At 67.9% G+C, this 19,784-nt stretch carries 21 protein-coding genes; 13 read left to right on the top strand and 8 right to left on the bottom strand.

Translation table 11 applies throughout. From position 1 onward, the window contains the following. Window positions 1–3 precede the first annotated feature (3 nt). The 7 genes from HUW46_RS24805 to HUW46_RS24775 all read left to right on the top strand — a co-directional run bounded on the left by HUW46_RS24805 (window position 4) and on the right by HUW46_RS24775 (window position 7,345). Complete coding sequence (locus HUW46_RS24805) at window positions 4–627, top strand: histidine phosphatase family protein (protein ID WP_215549548.1); 624 nt, start codon at window positions 4–6, stop codon at window positions 625–627. Between the two features lie 3 nt (window positions 628–630). After that, on the top strand, window positions 631–1,425 hold the full coding sequence (locus tag HUW46_RS24800; protein ID WP_215549547.1) for a DeoR/GlpR family DNA-binding transcription regulator: 795 nt from the start codon (window positions 631–633) through the stop codon (window positions 1,423–1,425). 83 nt (window positions 1,426–1,508) lie between these two features. Next, complete coding sequence (locus HUW46_RS24795) at window positions 1,509–2,837, top strand: MFS transporter (RefSeq protein ID WP_215549546.1); 1,329 nt, start codon at window positions 1,509–1,511, stop codon at window positions 2,835–2,837. Between the two features lie 18 nt (window positions 2,838–2,855). Beyond that, window positions 2,856–3,320: a GNAT family N-acetyltransferase gene (locus tag HUW46_RS24790; RefSeq protein WP_215549545.1), complete on the top strand. Its 465-nt coding sequence runs from the start codon at window positions 2,856–2,858 to the stop codon at window positions 3,318–3,320. A 53-nt stretch (window positions 3,321–3,373) separates the two neighbouring features. Continuing rightward, complete coding sequence (locus tag HUW46_RS24785) at window positions 3,374–4,600, top strand: DUF445 domain-containing protein (RefSeq protein ID WP_442860957.1); 1,227 nt, start codon at window positions 3,374–3,376, stop codon at window positions 4,598–4,600. Between the two features lie 49 nt (window positions 4,601–4,649). After that, complete coding sequence (locus HUW46_RS24780) at window positions 4,650–5,876, top strand: DUF445 domain-containing protein (protein ID WP_215549544.1); 1,227 nt, start codon at window positions 4,650–4,652, stop codon at window positions 5,874–5,876. A gap of 155 nt (window positions 5,877–6,031) precedes the next feature. Further along, on the top strand, window positions 6,032–7,345 hold the full coding sequence (locus HUW46_RS24775; protein ID WP_215549543.1) for an alginate O-acetyltransferase AlgX-related protein: 1,314 nt from the start codon (window positions 6,032–6,034) through the stop codon (window positions 7,343–7,345). Here the strand turns inward: HUW46_RS24775 and HUW46_RS24770 are convergent. Genes HUW46_RS24770 through HUW46_RS24760 form a run of 3 tightly spaced genes read right to left on the bottom strand, consistent with a single transcriptional unit; the run spans window position 7,311 to window position 9,951 of the window. Further along, window positions 7,311–8,174 (bottom strand): metal ABC transporter permease, encoded by an 864-nt coding sequence (locus tag HUW46_RS24770; RefSeq protein ID WP_215549542.1) that lies wholly within the window; start codon window positions 8,172–8,174, stop codon window positions 7,311–7,313. The genes HUW46_RS24775 and HUW46_RS24770 overlap by 35 nt on opposite strands. Before the next feature lie 29 nt (window positions 8,175–8,203). Continuing rightward, complete coding sequence (locus tag HUW46_RS24765) at window positions 8,204–9,028, bottom strand: metal ABC transporter ATP-binding protein (protein ID WP_215549541.1); 825 nt, start codon at window positions 9,026–9,028, stop codon at window positions 8,204–8,206. After that, on the bottom strand, window positions 9,028–9,951 hold the full coding sequence (locus HUW46_RS24760) for a metal ABC transporter solute-binding protein, Zn/Mn family (RefSeq protein ID WP_215549540.1): 924 nt from the start codon (window positions 9,949–9,951) through the stop codon (window positions 9,028–9,030). The genes HUW46_RS24765 and HUW46_RS24760 overlap by 1 nt, the downstream gene beginning before the upstream one ends. A 174-nt stretch (window positions 9,952–10,125) precedes the next feature. Here HUW46_RS24760 and HUW46_RS24755 point away from each other — a divergent pair, with 174 nt between their 5' ends. From HUW46_RS24755 to HUW46_RS24740, 4 genes are all read left to right on the top strand, one after another. Continuing rightward, on the top strand, window positions 10,126–11,226 hold the full coding sequence (locus HUW46_RS24755; RefSeq protein ID WP_215549539.1) for a LacI family DNA-binding transcriptional regulator: 1,101 nt from the start codon (window positions 10,126–10,128) through the stop codon (window positions 11,224–11,226). A 133-nt stretch (window positions 11,227–11,359) separates the two neighbouring features. Beyond that, window positions 11,360–11,854: a beta-class carbonic anhydrase gene (locus HUW46_RS24750; RefSeq protein ID WP_215549538.1), complete on the top strand. Its 495-nt coding sequence runs from the start codon at window positions 11,360–11,362 to the stop codon at window positions 11,852–11,854. A gap of 36 nt (window positions 11,855–11,890) precedes the next feature. Continuing rightward, complete coding sequence (locus HUW46_RS24745) at window positions 11,891–12,784, top strand: A/G-specific adenine glycosylase (protein WP_215549537.1); 894 nt, start codon at window positions 11,891–11,893, stop codon at window positions 12,782–12,784. Window positions 12,785–12,994: 210 nt separating this feature from the next. Continuing rightward, entirely contained in the window at window positions 12,995–14,044 is a 1,050-nt protein-coding gene (locus tag HUW46_RS24740; RefSeq protein WP_215549536.1) for a peptidoglycan recognition protein family protein, read from the top strand. Here the strand turns inward: HUW46_RS24740 and HUW46_RS24735 are convergent. The 4 genes from HUW46_RS24735 to HUW46_RS48790 form a co-directional block, all read right to left on the bottom strand. Then, entirely contained in the window at window positions 14,011–14,892 is an 882-nt protein-coding gene (locus HUW46_RS24735) for an endonuclease domain-containing protein (RefSeq protein WP_215550087.1), read from the bottom strand. The two genes, HUW46_RS24740 and HUW46_RS24735, sit on opposite strands and share 34 nt — an antisense overlap. Window positions 14,893–15,121: 229 nt before the next feature. Further along, entirely contained in the window at window positions 15,122–15,892 is a 771-nt protein-coding gene (locus HUW46_RS24730; protein WP_215549535.1) for an alpha/beta fold hydrolase, read from the bottom strand. Window positions 15,893–16,109: 217 nt separating this feature from the next. Further along, entirely contained in the window at window positions 16,110–17,258 is a 1,149-nt protein-coding gene (locus tag HUW46_RS24725; protein WP_215549534.1) for a glycosyltransferase, read from the bottom strand. A 5-nt stretch (window positions 17,259–17,263) separates the two neighbouring features. Further along, window positions 17,264–17,395 (bottom strand): hypothetical protein, encoded by a 132-nt coding sequence (locus tag HUW46_RS48790; RefSeq protein WP_256451445.1) that lies wholly within the window; start codon window positions 17,393–17,395, stop codon window positions 17,264–17,266. Window positions 17,396–17,592: 197 nt separating this feature from the next. Between HUW46_RS48790 and HUW46_RS24720 the strand changes: the two genes are divergently transcribed. Both HUW46_RS24720 and HUW46_RS24715 read left to right on the top strand, forming a co-directional pair. Beyond that, on the top strand, window positions 17,593–17,904 hold the full coding sequence (locus tag HUW46_RS24720; protein ID WP_215549533.1) for an antibiotic biosynthesis monooxygenase family protein: 312 nt from the start codon (window positions 17,593–17,595) through the stop codon (window positions 17,902–17,904). Further along, window positions 17,901–18,734 carry an SIR2 family NAD-dependent protein deacylase gene (locus HUW46_RS24715; RefSeq protein WP_254126536.1) on the top strand — a complete coding sequence of 278 codons (834 nt, stop codon included), beginning with the start codon at window positions 17,901–17,903 and terminating at the stop codon, window positions 18,732–18,734. Before HUW46_RS24720 ends, HUW46_RS24715 begins: the two co-directional genes overlap by 4 nt. On the opposite strand, the gene HUW46_RS24710 is transcribed toward HUW46_RS24715, so the two are convergent. After that, on the bottom strand, window positions 18,717–19,694 hold the full coding sequence (locus HUW46_RS24710; RefSeq protein WP_215549532.1) for an endonuclease/exonuclease/phosphatase family protein: 978 nt from the start codon (window positions 19,692–19,694) through the stop codon (window positions 18,717–18,719). The genes HUW46_RS24715 and HUW46_RS24710 overlap by 18 nt on opposite strands. Window positions 19,695–19,784 lie beyond the last annotated feature (90 nt).

The raw sequence follows: 19,784 nt of genomic DNA, 5'->3' as shown, positions 1-19,784 counted from the left end.
ACCGTGGGAACGCGACTGCTGGTGACCAGGCACGGGCAGACCGAGTGGCACGCGGAGAACAGGTACGCGGGCACGAGCGAGGTCGCGCTGACGCCGACCGGCGTCGACCAGGCGCGAGCGCTCGCCGAGCACGTGGCGAAGCTGCCGCAGCGCCCGGTCGCGCTCTACTGCTCGCCGCAGGACCGCGCCCGCCGCACCGCCGCACCCGCCGCGGAGCTGCTGGGGCTCTCCCCGCGCATCGCACCCGGCCTGCGCGAAGTCCACTTCGGACTCGCCGAAGGGCGCACGCTCGACGAACTCCGCGCCGAGCGGCCGGAACTGGTCGACGCGTTCCTCGCAGACCCGGTGAGCGGCGCGTTCCCCGGTGCCGAACCACCCGAGGAAGCGGCCGACCGCGGCGCCGCCGCGCTGCGGGAGATCGCCGCGGCAGGGCACGACGGCCCCGTGCTGGTGGTCGCGCACAACACGCTCATCCGGCTCACCCTGTGCCGCCTGCTCGGCATCCCGCCGCGCACCTACCGCACGGTGTTCCCCCGTCTGGAGAACGCCGCGCTCACCGAAATCGTCGTCCGTGGCGAGCGCACCGGCATGGTGCGGTTCAACCAGCCCACCACGCGCGATACTTGAACCATGACGAGCGAGACATCGGCCCCCGGCAGCGCGAGGTCGCGCGGCGAGCGGCAGCAGAAGATCGCCGACTTCGTCGTCGCGCGGGGTTCCGCGTCGATGACCGACCTGGTGGAGTTCACCGGCGTCAGCCACATGACCGTGCACCGCGACGTCGACGAACTGGTCCGCAGGGGACTGCTGCGGAAGTTCCGCGGCGGGGTGTCGGCCCAGCCGTCCACGGTGTTCGAAAGCAATGCCGAATACCGGCTGAACGCCCATGTCGACGCGAAGGCCGCGATCGCGAAGAAGGCCGTCGAGCTGGTCGAGCCCGGGATGTCCCTGCTGCTGGACGACTCGACGAGCGCGCTGGCGCTGGCCAAGCTGCTGCCCGAACTGGCCCCGCTGACCGTGGCCACGAACTACCTGCGCACCATCGACGTGCTGAAGAACGTCGAGGGCATCCGCCTGATCTGCATCGGCGGCGACTACTCGCCCACCCACGACTCGTTCCTCGGCATGCCGTGCCTCGAGGCCGTCGAACGACTCAGCGTGGACATGACCTTCGTGTCCACCTCCGCGATGAACGTCGACCTCACCTACCACCAGGAGCCCGAGATCGTGATGGTCAAGCGGGCCATGCTGGCCAGCGCGGAGACCAAGGTCCTGCTGATGGACTCCAGCAAGATGCCGCGGCCCGCGCTGCACCGGCTCGCGCCACTGTCCGACTACGAACGGCTCGTCGTCGACTCGGACGTGCCGAAGACGCTGGTCGAGGAGCTGCGCGGCCGTACGCGCGTCGACATCGCGTACTCATAACATCCGCCGACTTTCAAATCACATCTTGCGCGTGAAGTTAACACGGTCCATGATACGTCGAGCGAGACGTCATGGAGGCGTACATGAACGACACGGCAACAACGCGGTTGTCCGGGCAGAGCCGGTTCGCGAAGCGGTTGAACGGCTGGGGCCTGCCCGCACCGCTTTTCCTCGGCTATTTAGGCCTGCTCCTGTTCATGATCGGCGACGGGGTCGAGTCCGGCTTCATCGCGCCGTACATGGCGGGCAACGGCGCCGGCACCGAAATCAAGGCGTCCTACGTGATCACCGTGTACGGCGTCGCGGTGATGCTCGCTTCGTGGCTTTCCGGAGCGCTCTCCGACCTGTGGGGGCCGCGCCGGGTGATGATGGTCGGCCTCGCCATCTGGGTCGTGTTCGACATCCTGTTCCTCGCGGTCGCCGTCGGCGGCCACAACTACCCGCTCATGCTGGTGTTCTACGGCATCCGCGGCTTCGGCTACCCGATGTTCGCGTTCGGCTTCCTCGTCTGGATCACCGCCGTGGCACCGGTGGCGAGGCTCGGCGCCGCCGTCGGCTGGTTCTACTTCGCGTTCACCGGCGGCCTGCCCACCCTCGGCGCGCTCGTCGCCAGCATCACCAACCCGATCATGGGCCACTACGGCACGCTGTGGATCTCCGTCGCGCTGCTGCTGCTCGGCGGCCTGATCGCGATACTGGGCGTCCGCCAGCGCACCGGCTTCCAGCGGCTCGCGCCGCCGGAGGTGAAACCGGTGCAGAGCCTGGTTTCCAGCGTGTCCATCGCGTGGAAGAACCCCCGCGTCGGCATCGGCATGATCGTGCGCGTCATCAACACCGCGCCCGAGTTCGGCATGCTCGTGTTCTTCCCGACGATCTTCATCAACCAGATCGGGTTCGGGGAGAGCAGGTGGCTGCTGCTCGTGTCGGTCATCTACGGCACGAACATCTTCTTCAACCTCATCTTCGGCATGCTCAGCGACCGGATCGGCTGGCGCACCACGATCTTCTGGTTCGGCGCCATCGGCTGTGCGATCTCGATCGTGCTGCTGTACTTCGTACCGCTCGCGATGGGCGCCGACTACTACTGGCTCGCGCTGCTCGTCGGCGCGCTTTACGGCGCGACGCTCGCCGGGTTCGTGCCGATCTCGGCGCTGCTTCCTTCGCTGGCGCCCGAGCACAAGGGCGGTGCGATGGCGCTGCTCAACCTCGGCGCGGGCGCCGCCGCGTTCGTCGGGCCGGCGATCGTCAGCCTCTTCCTCGGACCGGCGGGTGCCGCCGGCGTGGTCATCATCTTCGCGGCGCTGTACCTGGTCGCCGCCGTCCTCGTCCGGTTCCTGAAACTGCCCGAGGAAACCGAGCGAGCGATCGCGGAGGACGCCAGCCTTCAGGAGGTGGCGAAGACGACCGCCTAGCTCGGTAGGGTGCGGGAGATGAGCACGGAGTTTCGCCGGGCCTCACCGGCCGACCACCCGAAGATCTCCGAAGCCATCCAGACGTGGTGGCGCGACTCCCGCACCCCCGAGCAGGCACGTGAGCTGTCGCTGATGATCCCGAAGGTGTTCCTCGAACACTTTTCGAGCACCAGCACGATCGTGACCGACGGCAACGGGCTCGCCGGGTTCCTGGTCGGTTTCCTTTCCCAGGACCACGCGGACGCGGCCTACATCCACTTCGTCGGTGTGCGCCCCGACCTCCGCGGCCACGGGCTCGCCCGCAAACTCTACGAGGACTTCTTCGACACCGTCCGCGCCGCCGATCGGACCGTGGTGCGAGCCGTCACGTCCCCGCGCAACACCAACTCGATCGCCTTCCACCGCCATCTCGGCTTCGAGGTGCGCGATCCCGAGGAGGGTGACATCGAACAACTTGCCCGCATGGCGCGCACGCTGGGCTGACCGCCGGACGATACGGTGCGCGGCGGGGATGTCGCGGACGTGCGGGAGGCGGAGTGCAGGGTCTGATCGCGGATCTTGCCGCGCACTGGCAGGTGTACGCGACCATGCCGGTCATCGCCGCCCTGATCGGGTACGTCACCAAGCGCGTCGCGATCGAAATGATGTTCCAGCCGGTGGAGTTCGTCGGCATCAAGCCCTTCCTCGGCTGGCAGGGCGTTCTGCCCGCGAACGCCGAGCGGATGGCCACCACCGCGACCGACATGCTGACGACCAACCTGGTCGATCCGAAGGAAATCTTCTCGCGGCTCGACCCGGAGCAGCTCGCGAAAGAGATCGAAGCGCCGCTGCTGCGCGTCGTCGAGGACGTCACCCGTGAGGTGATGGAGCAGTACCAGCCCAGACTGTGGGAAGTGCTGCCGAACGGCGCCCAGCAGCTGCTGCTCAAGCGCGTGCAGGCCGAGGCGCCGAGAGCGATCGCGAAGATCATGCGCGACATCGCCGACAACATCGACGACGTACTCGACCTCAAGCACATGGTCATCACGAACCTGGTGCGGGACAAGGCACTGCTCAACCGGCTCATCCGGGACATCTCCCGGCCGGAGATGCGGTTCATCGCCAGGTCCGGGATCGTGTTCGGCTTCTACCTCGGTTGCGTGCAGCTGCTCGTGTGGGCGCTGACGAAGTCGCCCATCGTGCTCCCGCTCTTCGGGATCGGGATCGGCTGGTTCACCGACTGGCTCGCCCTGAAAATGATCTTCCTGCCGCGTGAGCCGCGCCAGTTCTTCGGCTTCTACACCTGGCAGGGCGTGTTCCAGAAGCGCAGGAACCAGGTGGCCGCGGATTACGGCGACATGATCGCGCGCGAGATCATCACGATCCCGAACCTGCTCGAAGAAGTGTTGCGCGGCCCCAAATCCGACCGGCTGTTCCAGATGATCACCCGCGAGGTCCAGCGCACCATCGACGCGCAGGCCAGCATCGTGAAACCGTTCGTGGCCGTGGCGGTCGGCTCCCGGAAGTTCCAGGAGATGAAGCAGGCGGCGGCGAAGAAGGCGGCCGAACGGGTCCCCGAGACGATCCGGCACGCCGAGGGGTACGCGATCAACGCGCTCGATGTCCGGAACACCATCGTGGACCGGATGCGCAAGCTCACCCCGCTCGAGTTCGAACAGCTGCTCCGGCCCGCGTTCCGGCAGGACGAATGGAAGCTCATCGCGGTCGGCGCGGTCATCGGCGGTCTCGTCGGTGAGCTACAGGTACTCCTCCTGCTGCACTGAGCCACCAAACCGATACCGTTCGGTAGGCGACTGCGAGGGAGGCCGAGGCATGCAGACCGTGCTCGAGGACCTCGCCCAGCACTGGCCGCTGTACGCCGCGATCCCGTTCATCGCCGCGCTGATCGGGTACGCGACCAAACGGGTCGCGATCGAGATGATGTTCCGGCCGCTCGAATTCGTCGGGGTGAAGCCGTTCCTCGGCTGGCAGGGCGTGGTGCCCAAGCACGGCGGCCGGATGGCCGCGGTCGCCACCGACCTCCTCACCTCGAACCTGATCGACCTCAAGGAGATCTTCTCCAGGATCGACCCCGACCGGATCACCCGCGAGATCGAGCAGCCGCTGCTGCGCGCCGTCGACGACATCGCGCGGGACGTTCTGCAGGAGTACCACCCGCGGCTGTGGGAAATGCTGCCTACGATGGCGCAGGACCTGATCGTCAAGCAGGTCCAGGCGGCCACCCCCGGGCTCGTGCGCGACCTGATGAACGAGATCAGGGACAACCTCGACGAAGTCCTCGACGTCAAGCAGATGACCGTGCAGAACCTGACCGGCGACAAGGCTCTGCTGGTCCGGCTGATCCGCGACACCTCACGCCCGGAGATGGCGTTCATCGCGCGCGCGGGGATCTACTTCGGGTTCGCGCTCGGCATCGTGCAGGCCGTCGTGTGGGCGCTCACCAAGGAACCGCTGGTGCTGCCGATCTTCGGCGGGTGCATCGGCCTGTTCACCGACTGGCTCGCGATCAAGATGATCTTCGTGCCGCGCGAGCCGATCCGCGTGCTGCACCGGTTCACCCTGCAGGGCAAGTTCCAGCGGCGCCGTGCCGAGGTCGCGCGGCAGTACGGCGAGATCATCGCCACCGACGTGCTCACCGTCCCCAACCTGATCGACTCGATCCTGCGGGGCCCGCGGTCGGACCGGCTGCTCGCGATGGTCCAGCGAACCGTGGCGAAGGTCGTCGACGAACAGACCAGCCTCGCGAAACCCGTCGTCGCCGCGACCGTCGGCGGGGAGCGGCTCCGGGAGATCAAGCACGCCGCCGCGGAAGAAGCCGTCCGGCGGCTGCCCGACACCATGCGGCACGCCGAGGGCTACCTCACCGGCGCCATGGACATCGCCAACATGGTCGAAGAACGCATGCTCGCGCTGACTCCCGTCGAGTACGAAGGCCTGCTGCGGCCCGCCTTCCGCCAGGACGAATGGAAACTGATCGCCGTGGGCGGCGTGATCGGCTTCCTTGTCGGCGAACTGCAGGTCCTCCTCATGCTCCACTGACCCGCCGGGGGACATTTCGCGGGCTAAACGTTCCCCACGGCCCCAAGGCCGCCCGGCGCGTTTAGCGGGCTAAATGTCCCCGCCGTTCTGGGGTCGAGGGCACTTTCGACGGACACTTCCCGCGAAGGACCACCCGGACGGATTAACGTAGGCGCGTGGCCACCGACCCCCAGCAGCTGCCAGCCGTGCACGAGGCGTGGCTCCCGCGCGAGCACGCGCTGCACCGCCCCCGGCACGGTGGCCGCCAGCTCACCGCCCTGATCTGCGCGCTCGTATTCTTCGCGACGCCGACACTGCTGTGGGTGTTCGGAGTGCGCCCAGGTGAAATCGAGAACCATCGCCTCTCCGGGTTCCCCAGCCTCGCCGCGGGGTGGGGGTTCTTCACCGGTCTTCCCGGCTGGGGCACCGATCAACTGGCTTTCCGGACGGGCGCCATCGAACTCGCCGACGGAATCAGCCGCGGGCTGTTCGGGGAGTCGGCGCCACGGGACCAGGGCAGCGGCCCCGCCGCCGGTCCGCTTCCCGGCAGTCCGCCGCCGGTCGGCGGCACGAACCAGCACCCCGCCGACGCGGGCAGCACCGACAGCGAAGCGGGTTCTCGCCAGGTCATCGAAGGCAACGACGGCTGGCTGTACTTCGGCGCGGACGCCGACCTGAAATGCGAGCCGACCAGGCCGCTCACCGAGACCCTGAACCGGATGAACACCCTGCGCCAAGCCGTCGAGGCGTCCGGCAGGAAGTTCGTGTTCGTGGTCGCGCCCGACAAGTCGACGATGGTGCCGCAGCATCTTCCGTCGAGCTATCCGCACAAGACGTGCGCGCAGGCCGCGTCCGATCCTCAGTGGAGGCAGTTCGCCAGCCAGGGCAAAGCGCTCGACATGCGCCCGGACCTGCGCGCCGCGGAACAGCGCGTCGGGCGCCCGGTCTACTCACCGAACGACACGCACTGGTCGGACGAAGGTGCGATCGAGATGACCCGCGCCGTCGCGGAGTCGCTGAAACCCGGGGTCAGCGCGCCGTGGGTCGCCACGCCGACGCGCCAGTACACGGTCGGCGCCGATCTGCCGCCGCTGCTCGGCCGCAAGGACACGAAGACGAACACGGAGTACGCGCTGAGCCCCGACGGCTCCATCGACCGGGTCGGCGATCCGATCAAGGACTTCAACGTGCCGACCTACCGGCAGGGACCCGCGCTGCCGCAGACGATCAACCAGCGGACCCTGTTCTTCGGCGACTCGTTCACCTACAACTCGGCGCACTACCTCTGCGCCGGGTTCTCCGATCTGCGGCTCCTGACGTCCTACACCAGGCCGGGCGACATCGACGTCGCGCTCAACGAGATGGTGAAGTCCGAAGTCATCGTCGTGGAAGCGGTCGAACGCACGGTCTCGGGCGGCTCGCTGCCGTTCCTGGAGGACTCCTACCTCAACGCGGTCAAGACGGCACTGGCGCAGCATCCGCTGCGCTGACCTTCCGGCCCCGCTCCCGCGCGAACGCGATAAGCCTGCAAACTACGTAAATCGCGAACGAGATCGCCGTGACGAACGCGCTCACGGGCTTCCCCGGCGCCAGCGACAGGACGATGCCCCCCAGCGCCGCCACTTCGGCGAACACGACCGCGAGCACGGTCGCCTTCCACGGGCTCGCGGTCACCCTCGCGGCGGCGGCAGCGGGAGTGACCATCAGCGCCACCACCAGCAGTGAGCCCACGATCTGCACGCCGAGCGCGGTCGCGATCCCCACCAGCACGGCGAACACCAGGGTGAGCAGCCGCGTCGGCACACCGCGGGCGACCGCCACCGCCGGATCGACGCTCGCGAACAGCAGCGGGCGGTAGATGAGCGCGAGCGCCACGATCACCACGACCGAAGCGATGATGAGCACGGTGAGGTCGCCGGGGTCGATCGCGACGATCTGCCCGATGAGCAGGCCGAACTTGTTCGCCGTCCGTCCGTCGTAGAACGTCAGGAGCAGCACGCCCACACCGAGGCCGAACGACAGGATCACGCCGATCACGGAATCACGGTCGGACTCCCGCCCGCCGAGGACACCGAGAAGCAGCGCGGCGATCACAGCGCCGGCGAGTGCGCCGTAGCCGACCGTGACGCCGACGAGCAAGGCACCGGCGGCTCCGGTGAAGGCGAGTTCGGCGGTCCCGTGCACGGCGAAGGACATGCGGCGCGCCACGATCAGAGGGCCGAGCAAACCCGCCACCAGACCGAGCACGCCCGCGGCGAGCAGCGCGGTCTGGACGAAGTCGAACCCGAGTAGCTTCCCGGTGAGCGCGAAGTCGAACACTGTCTGGAATCCGTTTCCTGAAATCGTGGCTACACGCGCTCGTGCTCGTGGTCGTCGAGGTGGTGCGGCTCGTCCTCGCAGACGGCGCTCTGCGTCCCCGCGATGTGGATCTGACCACCGATCCGCAGCACCTCCACCTTGGCCCGGTACAGCTCCGAAAGGGTCTTCGAGTTCATCACCTCGTCGGGCGTCCCGATCCGGAACTGACCGTTGACCAGATAGAGCACCCTGTCCACATAGGACAGAACTGGGTTGAGCTCGTGCGTGACGAAGAGGACGGCCGTCCCGGCCTCACGGCGTCGCCGGTCGATCAGTTCGCTCACCGCTCGCTGGTGCGCGATGTCGAGCGACAGCAGCGGCTCGTCGCAGAAGAGCGCTTCCGGCTCGCCCACCAACGCCTGCGCCACGCGCAGGCGTTGCTGTTCACCACCGGAAAGCCTGCCCACCGGCGCGTTTGCGTAAGCGCCGGCGCCGACCGCTTCGATCGCCTCGGCGACGCGGCGCCTGCGCTCGCGGATCCCGAAGAGTCCGGTCCCCCAGCGATGCCCGTCCAAACCGAGGCCGACCAGGTCGACCCCGCGCAGCATCAGCCCGTCCTGCACGGCCCGCTGCTGCGGGATGTAGCCGATGCGGGCGTTAGCCGAGCCCGGCGCCCTGCCGACGATCCGCACCGAGCCGCCGGAAAGCCGCTGAAGACCGAGGAGCACCTTCAGCAGGCTGGTCTTGCCCGATCCGTTCGGGCCGAGGACGGCGAGGAATTCACCGGGCTCGACGTCCAGGTCGAGCCCGGACCACAGCGTGCGGTTGCCGAAGGCAAGCACCCCGGCGCGGATCTCGACGGGGGAAACGGCCATCAGGAGTTCAGCGCTCCCGCCAGCTTGTCGAGTTCGGAGGTCATCCAGGCAATGTAGTCCGTCACGCCCGCCGGGAGCGTTTCGGTCACGTCGACCACCGCCACACCGGCCGCCTTGGCCGCGCCGATGACCTGTTCCGTGACCGGCGTCGTGGTCTGGGCGTTGTTGACCACGGCCTTGACCTTCTTGCCCGAGACGAGCTGCTTGACCTGTTCGATGGTGGCCGCGGGCACGTCGGTCTCCTGCTCGACCGCCTCGGAGAACTCCTTCGGCGTGGCGTCGGTGACCTTCGCCGCGTCCAAGAGGTAGTGCGCCACGGGTTCGGTGGCGATGACCTGGCTCCCCGGGTGGGCGGTGCCGACCTGCTCCGCCTTCTTCTCGACTTCGTCGACCTTCGCCTTGAACGCCTTCGCGTTGTCGGCGAAGGCCTGCTTCGAGGCCGAGTCCAGCTCGCCGAGCCGGCTGGCGATCGAGTCGGCGACCTTGTCCACGGTGGGCAGGCTGTACCAGACGTGCTCGTTCTCGTCGCCGGTCTTGCCGATGTCGTAGGCGACGAGCTTGCGCGCGTCCTTGGCCTGATCGCTCAGCTTCGCGAAGAAGTCGTCGTAGCCACCGCCGTTGGACAGCAGCAGCTTGGCGTCCTGCACGGCGAGCGCGTCCTGCGGTGTGGTCTCGTAGGAATGCGGGTCGGCATCGGGCTTGTTGATGATCGAGGTGACCTCGACCTTGTCGCCGCCGACCGCGGCCGCGACGCTGCCCCACACGTTCGTGGACGCCGCGATCTTGATCTTGCCGCCCGTCTGACCCGTGGCCGCGCCGTCGGTACCACCTGAACCGCAAGCCGCGACACCGAGCGCGAGCGCGGCGAGGACCGTCGCGCTCTTGATGGCGGTGAGCAGGCGGGGACTGCGACGGGAACTCATCGAAAGACTCCTGCGGGGACGGACCGTGTAGGTAATGGAAACCGTTGTCGAATTCACTTTACCCCATCCGGATGACAGATCCCCAATCCGGTTACGGAGGACTGAACAGGTGGTTGCGTCACGTCTGCAGGGGTGTCGCTTCTGCAATGCGTTCTGAACCGTTACGGTTTGCTCATGGGTCGGCCTTTACGCGCACGGCGGCAAGCGACGCTCGCGTCACTCGCCGCTGAGCTGGGGGTGTCCAGGACCACGGTGTCCAATGCCTACAACCGGCCGGACCAGCTCTCCCCCGAGCTCCGGCGGCGAGTACTGGAGACCGCGAGGCGGCTCGGGTACCCGGGGCCGGACCCGGTGGCGAGATCGCTGCGCACGCGCAAAGCCGGCGCGGTCGGCCTGCTGCTCACCGAGAACCTCTCCTACGCGTTCCGCGACCCGGCGGCCGTCGGGGTGCTCGAAGGGCTCGCGCTCGCGTGCGAGGACGCGGGCGTCGGGCTGCACCTCGTACCCGCCAGCCCCGGCCGCGAGGACGTGGCCGCCGTGCACCGGGCCGGTGTCGACGGTTTCGTGGTCTACTCGGTGCCGGACGACGATCCGCATTTAGCGGCCGTATTGCAGCGGCCCGTGCCGACCGTGATCGTCGACCAGCCCCGCATCGAAGGCATCGACCGCGTCGGCCCCGATGACGCCGCGGCCACGACCGAGATCGCCCAGCACATCGTCTCTCTCGGCCATCGGCAGGTCGGCGTGCTGTGCATGCGGCTCGCCCGCGAACGCAACGACGACTTCGTGCCCCCCGAGCGACAGAGCTCGGCACACTTCCACGTCCAGCGCATCCGCCTCGAAGCACTGGCCACCGCCTTCTCGGCGGCGGGAGTCGACTGGTCGACCGTGCCGGTGGTCGAGCGGTTCGACCACACCGTCGACGACGGCGCGTCCGCCGCGCGGCAGCTGCTCGACGCGCACCCGCAGGTCACCGCTCTGGTCTGCACCTCGGACATCCTGGCGCTGGGCGCGATGGCCGAGGCCAGCCGCCGTGGCCTGCGGGTGCCCGCCGACCTCACCGTCACCGGCTTCGACGGCATCGCCGAGGCCGAGCGGGCCGGGCTGACGACCGTCCACCAACCCGTGCTCGAGAAGGGCAAGGCCGCGGGGAAGCTCCTGCTCGGCTCGGCGGACCGGCTGACCCCGAAGATCATCACCTTGAAGACGGAGCTGCGCGTGGGCAGCACGTCGGGGCCGCCGCGCACGATCGAACAGCCCTGGTTCGGCCCCTGACCCGCTGTCGCCGTCTTCCGCGTTAGCGGGCTAAACGCGGCCGGGCGGGGCCGTGAGGTTGAGCGGTGGTCGATTGACCCGGGGACCGTGGCCGGGTCAAATGAGCTACGGATCCTGCACCGGGAAGGTGGCCATGACCACATCGATCGACCTGTTGCTCGCCCGCAACGCGGAATTCGGCAACGTGGTGCCCGGTGACCGCTCCTCACCGGAGCCGTCGCTTCGCGTGGCGATCCTGACCTGCATGGACGCGCGGGTACGGGTGTTCGAGATCTTCGGGCTCATCCAAGGGGAGTCTCACGTGCTCCGGAACGCGGGCGGGGTGGTCACCGACGACATGATCCGATCGCTCGCGCTCAGCCAGCGCAAGCTCGGCACCCGGGAGGTGCTGATCGTCCAGCACACCAACTGCGGCCTCTCCCTGGTGACGGAAGACGATTTCAAAGACGAGCTCGAAGCGGCGACCGGACTCCGGCCGACCTGGTCGGTCGAGGCGTTCAAGAAGGTCGAGGACAGCGTCCGCCGGTCGGTCGAGCGCGTGAAGCGAAGCGACTTCCTCCCGCACCGCGACGTAGTCCGCGGATTCGTCTACGACGTGCGCTCCGGCGCACTCAACGAGGTGGCGTAACTCGGCTGTCGAGCCATGAGGACAATGGTCGTCATCATGGTCGTGCACAGTCGTTCTTCGATCGATCCCGATGTCCTCGTCGACTGGTTCGGCACGGTTGGACGCGATCTGCCGTGGCGCGAACCGGACCGCACCGCGTGGGGAGTGCTGGTCAGCGAGATCATGCTGCAGCAAACTCCCGTGGCTCGCGTCCTGCCGATCTGGCTGGAATGGATGGACCGCTGGCCAACGCCGTCCGCGCTGGCCGCTGCCACTCAGGGTGAGGTGGTGCGGGCCTGGGGCAAGCTCGGCTACCCACGTCGCGCCCTGCGCCTGCACGAAGCGGCGTCCGCCATCGCGAGCGAGCATGACGACGTTGTGCCCGCTGAAGTCGACACCCTGCTCGCGCTGCCCGGTATCGGTGCTTACACCGCTCGCGCGGTCGCGGCGTTCGCCTACGGCAAGCGAGCACCGGTCGTCGACACGAACGTTCGACGTGTCGTCGCTCGCGCCGTGCACGGCGCTGGGGACGCCGGCCCTCCATCGACGAAACGCGACATGGCCGACGTGGAAGCCCTGCTTCCTGACGAAGATGCCCGCGCGGCACGGTTTTCCGCGGCTTTGATGGAACTGGGCGCGCTGGTTTGCACGGCGAGGTCACCGCGCTGCGCCGACTGCCCGCTGCACGCCGACTGCGCGTGGCAGCACGCCGGACGCCCCGCGTACGCGGGTCCCGCGAAACAGGTTCAGCGATTCGCGGGCACGGACCGTCAGGTGCGCGGGCTGCTGCTGGACGTGTTGCGTGGAGCCGAAGGCCCGGTGTCCAAGAGCAAGCTCGACGTCGTCTGGCACGAAGCGGGCCAACGCGATCGCTGCCTCGACTCGTTGCTCGTCGACGGCCTGGTCGAGCAAACGACCGAGGGCCTGTTCGCACTACCCGGCGAACACTAGGCCGAACAGCGCAACGCGCTACGCCCGACCTCATTGCCGATCGCCAACGTGTTATCGGATCAGTTCGTTAGCGGTTGTCTGACCCGGTTCGAGAGGTTAGCGTCTGCCGGTATCAACCCTGCTGATGCACAACTGCGCATAACCGAATAGACCGATCTGGGCCCGGTCGCCCTGCACACCGGCCGTGCCCCCTGTCGAGGGAGATCGAGAATGGCCACGGAATCCGGCTTCGACCGTCGCGCCCTGTTGAAAGGCAGTCTCACCGTGACTGCCGTGAGTGCCTTGGGGGTGCTGGGCACGACGACCGCGAGAGCCGCAAGCGCGAAAGCGCCCGCGCCGGAGATCTTCAGCACCGCGGACTGGGGTGCCCGGCCTGCCACCGGAACGATCGTCGTCGAGAACCACAAGCCGACCTACATCGTCGTGCACCACACCGTCGACCCTGGCAACAACGAGGACTACACGAAGGAACACGCCTTCCAGATCTCCCGCGACATCCAGAACTTCCACATGAACACGCGGGGCTGGATCGACACCGGCCAGCAGTTCACGAACAGCCGAGGCGGGTTCGTCACCGAAGGCAGGCACCGCAGCCTCGAAATCCTGCGTGGGGGCACTCAGCACGTGCAGGGCGCGAACGTCGGCAACCACAACAGTGAAGTCATCGGCATCGAGAACGAAGGCCTCTACAGCACGGTCGACGTGCCGAAGGCGCTCTGGGACTCACTGGTCAAACTGGTCGCCTACATCGCCAGCCAGTACGGCATCACCCCCGAGTTCATCAAGGGCCACCGCGATTTCAACTCGACGGAATGCCCTGGGCAGATTCTGTACAACCGGTTGCCCGAACTGCGTACCGCGGTCGGCGCCGCGCTCGGACTGGCGGTCAGGCAGGTCGCCGAATGGCCCTTGCTCAAGCCAGGTGAGACGGGTCAGAAAGTCCTTGTGGCCCAACACCTTCTGCGCGACCAGGGTGTGCGAAACGTGCCCACCGATGGGATCTTCGGAGCCTCCACGCGAAACGCGGTCGCAGAGCTGGCCAAGGCGAAGGGCATCACCCCGCACCTCTGCTACGGCAATGCCCATACCGATGAAACCGGTTTTCTCGGAGCCGACATCTGGCCTCTGCTGACCCAACCGGTCCAGCCAGGTGCCGGGACCGAGGCCGCCCGCGCGGCCGGAGTCCTGACCGACGCCACCCGTACCAGGCCACAGGTTCTGTCGACTCAGACATGGAAGGAGCTGCTCTCCGAGCTCTGACGTTCGGCCGTATCGCGTCGCATGGCTCGGTCCACGCGCTCGAGGATCCGGTTGTGGTCGCCCGCCAGGTCTTCGGCTGTGATCACGATGATCGTCCAGCCGTCCTCTTCGAGGCGTTCCCGTCTTCGCCGGTCATGAGCGCGTTGTGCCGGTGTGTTGTGCCAGGCTCCGTCGTATTCGATGGCGACTTTGTCTTCTTCGAGGGCGAGATCGAGCCGAGCGCGGAACCGGCGGCGCCTGCTGCGGACGACGAGCTGCGCGGTGGGCTGATAGCCGCCCGCCCGGAGAACGACGCGAACCTCCGACTCCGGCAAGGACTCCGCGCGGGCATCGGACAACTCGAGTGCCTCGCGGGCAAGGCGAATACCCCGGTTCCGGCGACGGCGAAACAGCGTTTCCAACGCACGGGTCCCGACGCGTCCGGATCTGAGGTAGGCGTCGAGATCGGGCACGCCTTGGCGTAAGCGCCGTACCCATCCGCGCATTCTGGGCGACAGCCGGAGAAGGAGGTCGAGCGCGACTCGCGCCGGCCTCGCGATCCGAATGCCTTGCCACGGGCGCGATTCAGTGGGCGTGACCGCGGTGCGGCGGACCTTGATGCCGGCAATGGGTCCGAAACGATGCTTCTCCGGCACCACGAACTCGACCGGGTCGTACGGATTGGCCAGTGCCACGCCGTGCACCGTCGCCGCCGAACGGCCGGTGAGCACGGCTTGGGCAGGCACGATCAGTGCCGCCGCTCGGCACCGCAGCTCGTGGGTGACTTCGACATCGGCGCGGGCGTAGGCGTCCTGGAACAGTCTCCTGACCGCCGGGCCGCGCAACTGTCCTGCCGTGATCAGGCCCATCCTGCGCGCGACCGACCCGCGGAAAACCTCGGGAAGCCTTGCCAGGTCAGGACTCTTGGTTCGGTTCTTGTTTGCTCTGTCTGCACGAATCAACACCCGGCAACGGTCGCCGACGACCCCGACAATGCGCGTCGATCCGGCCCGCGCAGGCCCGAGTTGTCCACACCGCCCCCAGTTATCCACAACCCGGGAAAATCCGCGACAGTTAGCCCGCTAAACGTGCCGGACGTCAGCGGCCGAGGACATCGGCCAGAAACGCTTCCACGGCGCCTCGGTATTCGAGCGGATTGCTTTCGTGGACCACATGACCCGCGCCCCGGACGATCAGATGGGTACCGCCACCTGGTGCTCTGGCCGCGAGAGCGGATTGCTGCTCAGGAGGCATCGCGGTGTGTTCGGCTTCGATGACCAGGAGCGGGCACTTGATGCCGTCCACGAAGGACCAGTAGTCCCGCCGGCCCCATTCGGCCGCGATCTCGTACAGGTTCTCGAGATCGGCAAGCAGGTAGTAGCCGTCGTCCCGTTCCACGACGCATTCGATGAAGTAGTCACCTGTGCTGCCGAAGAAGTCGCGGACGTGGGCGAGCGAGCGAAACGGGACCGGCCAGGAGTCGAAGTACCCGCGCCAGTCATCGACCGTTCTGCCGCGTTGATCGGGCGCCATGTCCTCCACCACGACGGCGCGCACGAGGTCGGGGTGGGTCGCGGCCAGCACCCAGCCGTGCAGCCCACCCATCGAGTGACCGATCACGATCGCGGGCCCTTCGTCGAGTTCCCGCAGCAATTCCGCGGCGTCCTCGACGAAGCGTTCGGTGTGCCACGGCCCGTCGGTCGAGCCTCGGCCGTGCCCAGCGGCGTCGAGCCCTACGACGTGGCCGTATCCGGCCAGCCATCGAGCGGTGCTCCACCACGTGGTCGCGCGGCCCATCAGTCCGTGCAGCAACAGGATCGGCGGGCCCTCGCCGCCGAAATCCACCACACCGGCCCGTGAGATGGCCACCTGCGCTCCTCTCCCGCACGGCAGTTCCGTCGATCATTATCGGCTGCTCTACGAGCGCAGGCGCCACGGGTGACGGCTCGACAGCGCTAGCAGCCCGTCACCACCTACCGACACGGTGCCGTGGCAAATCTCGACAGTTCGCGGGCAAAACGTCGAACAGCGATCTGGAGGCCCGGCACCACGGTTCCAGCAGAAGCGGGTCTCCACCCGGAGCTGATCACTGGTCTGCGAGGAGGTCCACTACCGCGTCGGTGGGTGGCAGCCCCGCGATCTCATCGGCGACCGCACCTGCCGCCGACCGGTACCCCGGTTCCACCAACACCCTGCTGACAGCCTCCCGCAGCGCGTCGGGATCCAGCCGCGTCGTCCTCCCGTCCACGCCGAGCCGAACGCCAGCCCCCACAGCAGCCACACGCTCGGCGTTGTCCGGATGATCGGCGAACTGCGGCACCACCACCATGGGCACTCCCGCGGAAAGCCCGCCCAGCACGGTGCCAGCACCGCCGTGGCACACCATCACCGACGCGTGCGCGAGCACGTCCCGCTGCGGTACCCAACGCTCGACGCGCACGTTGGCTGGCATCGCCCAGTCCGCCGGATCACCGTCGTCGCCAATCGTCACGAGCAGTCGCACCGGTAGAGACGCCACCGCTTCAACCGCCTCTTGCAATGCCGAAGCGGCGAACGGAAGCGAACCCGAGACAGTCCCGAATGTCAGGTAACACAAGGGATCCTCGCGTTGTGGCCACCAGTCCGGCAACGCGGTGACGGCCGCGTCCGGCTCGCGATAACGATGAATTCGCGGCCGCCGCCCTGGTTCCTCGAACGACAGCGGAAACAGACTGACGGACGGCATACCGAACCACTCGGTGCCGTCGCGGTCCGGAGCCAGCCCGACTTCCTCGCGCAGACCCACCAGCGCGCCGGACGCGAGCGGGACCGTGAAATCGACGAACTTGTCCAAGCCGACGAGCACCTGCACCTGTGGCACACCACGAAGGTCCCCCGCCACGCGCGATCCGGTCTCGCCGATCTCGCGGAGGATGACATCCGGCCGCCAGGTATCGATCGCTTCGAGCATGCGCGGCAGGATCGCGCGCGCCGCCAGCTCGGCGCCGACCTTGACCGTGGTTTCGTTCATCTTCTCCGGCCCTGCCGCCACGATCCTGGCGCGCGCATCAGCCAGCGCGACGGGTTCGATGTCCGCACACGGCCAGTACGGCAGCCCGGTCCTGGCCACCGCGTCGCCGAACGACTCGGGCGCGGCGACCAGAACCTCGTGGCCGCCGCGCAGGCACGCCGCAGCGAAGGGCACCATCGGTCCGAAATGGCCGGAGCCCGCAGTTGTCGCCATCAGCACGCGCATCGCGGTCAGGCCCCCAGCACGAACGCCAGCGTCCGGCCGCTCAAGACGTCGTGCTCACCGTGTAGCTCGTCGAACCGGTCCCTGACCGCGATCGAACCACGTATGCCCACGACGATCGGCGTGGCTGCCTGTTCCACTTCTGCCCTGGTAACCCCGCTCATGTACCCCATTGCCGCCAGCGTGGCACAGGTCACCCGGGCCGACCAGTCCGACCGGCGGCCGCGCCGTCTGCGCGCAGTTCGCGGGCTAAACGCGCTCAACGGCGAAGCGGGATTTCGGGGTGGGGGTCCTTCGATGGCGCTTGGGCGGCGACCGGGTCAGTAGGGTGGCGGTCATGGCAGTAGTGAAGATCAACGCAATCGAGGTTCCCGAAGGTGCTGGGCCCGAGCTCGAGAAGCGGTTCGCAGCCAGGCTCGGTGCCGTCGACGGTGAGCCGGGCTTCCTCGGCTTCGAGTTGCTCCGCCCTGTCGCGGGCGAGACTCGGTATTTCGTCTGCACCCACTGGGAGTCCGATGAGCACTTCCAGGCCTGGATGAACGGCTCGGCGAAGCAGGCCCACTCGGGTGAGCGCGCGAAGCCGGTCGGCACCGGCTCCAGCCTTCTCGAGTTCGAGGTGGTGCAGAGCGCCTCACCACGCGAGGCGTGAGCGAACTCGAACGTGCCGCCGACCTGATCGCGGGCGCGGAAGCGCTCCTGGTCTGCGCCGGTGCCGGAATGGGCGTCGACTCGGGCTTGCCCGATTTCCGTGGTGATCACGGCTTTTGGCGTGCCTATCCGCCCTACGCGCGGCTCGGGCTGAGTTTCGTCGAAGTCGCCACGCCGCGGCATTTCGACGACGATCCGGAACTCGCGTGGGGCTTCTACGGCCACCGCCTGCGGCTGTACCGGAAGACAGTGCCGCACGAGGGGTTCCGTCTCCTGCGCGCGTGGGGCGAGCGCCTCAGCGGCGGCTTCCGGGTGTTCACCTCCAATGTGGATGGGCAGTTCCAGCGCGCCGAGTTCCCGCAGGTGGCCGAGGCGCACGGATCGATTCATCACCTCCAGTGCGTCGACCGCTGCTCCGACGCGATCTGGTCCGCCGATGACCACGACATCCCGGTCGACGAGGACACCATGCGTGCGGTGCCACCGCTTCCCGCATGCCCTCGGTGCGGGGGTCTCGCCCGGCCGAACATCCTGATGTTCGACGACTGGGGTTGGCTGCCTGGTCGCAGTCGTCTTCAGCTGGACGAGTTGACGGCGTGGCGACGACGACGCCGTGGTCTCGTGGTGGTCGAGGTTGGGGCGGGGACAGCGGTCCCTACGGTTCGCCGCTACGCGGAGCTGGCTTCGGCCGCTACGGGCGCGCTCATCCGCATCAACACGAGAGAGCCCGAGGTCCGCCACGGGCGGGGTGTCTCGCTTTCCCTCGCGGCGTCGGAAGCCCTCTCCGCCCTCCTCAGCGGGTCTTCCCCGGGCTCACACGGGAACGTTTAGCCCGCAAAAGATCGCGGAGTGGTCGGAGCCCGGGATGTCGAGTACCTGGTAGTCGCTGACCGTCGCCCGATCGTCGACCAACACGTGGTCGATCGTGACCGGCGGCGGGAAGATGCCGTCCGGCCAGGTCGGCTTGAGGCCGTGCCCGCTGCGAGCCGCCGCGTCGGCATAACCTCCGTCGAGGAACCGCCGTAGAGCGGCGTGGTCGAGCGTGGCGTTGAAGTCACCTGCCAGCAGGCGCACCGGCAGGTCGGAGGTTGCCATGGGGAGCTTCTCCAGGTCGGCGCGCCAGTCGGACGACGAAGTGGTCGGCGGCACCGGATGCACGGCGACCACCTCCACCGCGGCGCCGCCACCCAGGTCGACGCGCGCGCTCGGCTGGGCGAGGTTGGAACGATCTGCCAGCGAAAGTTCGCTCAGCGGGTACTTCGACACCAGGCCTGATCCGGCCCCACCTGGCATCGCGTGCAGTACCCGGTTCGGCAGCAGCGTGAACAGCCCGGCGGCATCCAGCGCGGCGACCGCCTTGGGTGTCAGTTCGAGCAGGCTGAGCACCTCGACGTCGTGGTCCCGAACCATGCCGACCACCGCCTTGGCGTCCGCCTGGCCGAAGTACAGGTTCGCCGAGAGAACCCGGAGCGGCCTGCCGCCTTTAGCGGGCAAATCGTCGGCGACCGCCCTCGGCACGATCAGGGCGATCAGGGCGGCGGCCAGCAGGAGCACCATCCCGCCGGTCCACCACCGCCGCAGCACGAGCGAGACGACGCCGAGCACGACGCCGGCGACGGCCACGTGCGGGGTCAGCGCGACGACGGCCGCGGTGTAGCGGTTGCCGTCGATGCCCAGCAGCCTCAACAACGCGGCGAAGGCGAACGCCGCCGCGAGCACCACGAGCACCGCACTGGTCAAGCGCCGCCCCCATCCCGCGAACCGTCCGGTTTCGACTACCGCCTCCGCCATGCGCTCAGTCTTCCACCGGCGAGTGCCAGCCCTTGACAGCGCGCTGTGCGTGGCCTGTCAGGTCGCGCACGCATGCTGGCGGCAAGCAAC

Source organism: Amycolatopsis sp. CA-230715 (genome assembly GCF_018736145.1).
Classification (GTDB): domain Bacteria; phylum Actinomycetota; class Actinomycetes; order Mycobacteriales; family Pseudonocardiaceae; genus Amycolatopsis.
This window is presented reverse-complemented; position numbering and strand designations above follow the sequence as displayed.

What these genes read in the sequence shown, in the direction of transcription:
- HUW46_RS24740 (WP_215549536.1), top strand. Translation starts at nt 12,995, where the DNA reads ATGGCCACGGAATCCGGCTTCGACCGTCGCGCCCTGTTGAAAGGCAGT.
- HUW46_RS24760 (WP_215549540.1), bottom strand. Translation starts at nt 9,951, where the DNA reads ATGAGTTCCCGTCGCAGTCCCCGCCTGCTCACCGCCATCAAGAGCGCG.
- HUW46_RS24780 (WP_215549544.1), top strand. Translation starts at nt 4,650, where the DNA reads ATGCAGACCGTGCTCGAGGACCTCGCCCAGCACTGGCCGCTGTACGCC.
- HUW46_RS24720 (WP_215549533.1), top strand. Translation starts at nt 17,593, where the DNA reads ATGGCAGTAGTGAAGATCAACGCAATCGAGGTTCCCGAAGGTGCTGGG.
- HUW46_RS24800 (WP_215549547.1), top strand. Translation starts at nt 631, where the DNA reads ATGACGAGCGAGACATCGGCCCCCGGCAGCGCGAGGTCGCGCGGCGAG.
- HUW46_RS24795 (WP_215549546.1), top strand. Translation starts at nt 1,509, where the DNA reads ATGAACGACACGGCAACAACGCGGTTGTCCGGGCAGAGCCGGTTCGCG.
- HUW46_RS24755 (WP_215549539.1), top strand. Translation starts at nt 10,126, where the DNA reads ATGGGTCGGCCTTTACGCGCACGGCGGCAAGCGACGCTCGCGTCACTC.
- HUW46_RS24735 (WP_215550087.1), bottom strand. Translation starts at nt 14,892, where the DNA reads ATGGGCCTGATCACGGCAGGACAGTTGCGCGGCCCGGCGGTCAGGAGA.
- HUW46_RS24710 (WP_215549532.1), bottom strand. Translation starts at nt 19,694, where the DNA reads ATGGCGGAGGCGGTAGTCGAAACCGGACGGTTCGCGGGATGGGGGCGG.
- HUW46_RS24750 (WP_215549538.1), top strand. Translation starts at nt 11,360, where the DNA reads ATGACCACATCGATCGACCTGTTGCTCGCCCGCAACGCGGAATTCGGC.
- HUW46_RS24765 (WP_215549541.1), bottom strand. Translation starts at nt 9,028, where the DNA reads ATGGCCGTTTCCCCCGTCGAGATCCGCGCCGGGGTGCTTGCCTTCGGC.
- HUW46_RS24745 (WP_215549537.1), top strand. Translation starts at nt 11,891, where the DNA reads ATGGTCGTGCACAGTCGTTCTTCGATCGATCCCGATGTCCTCGTCGAC.
- HUW46_RS24725 (WP_215549534.1), bottom strand. Translation starts at nt 17,258, where the DNA reads ATGCGCGTGCTGATGGCGACAACTGCGGGCTCCGGCCATTTCGGACCG.
- HUW46_RS24790 (WP_215549545.1), top strand. Translation starts at nt 2,856, where the DNA reads ATGAGCACGGAGTTTCGCCGGGCCTCACCGGCCGACCACCCGAAGATC.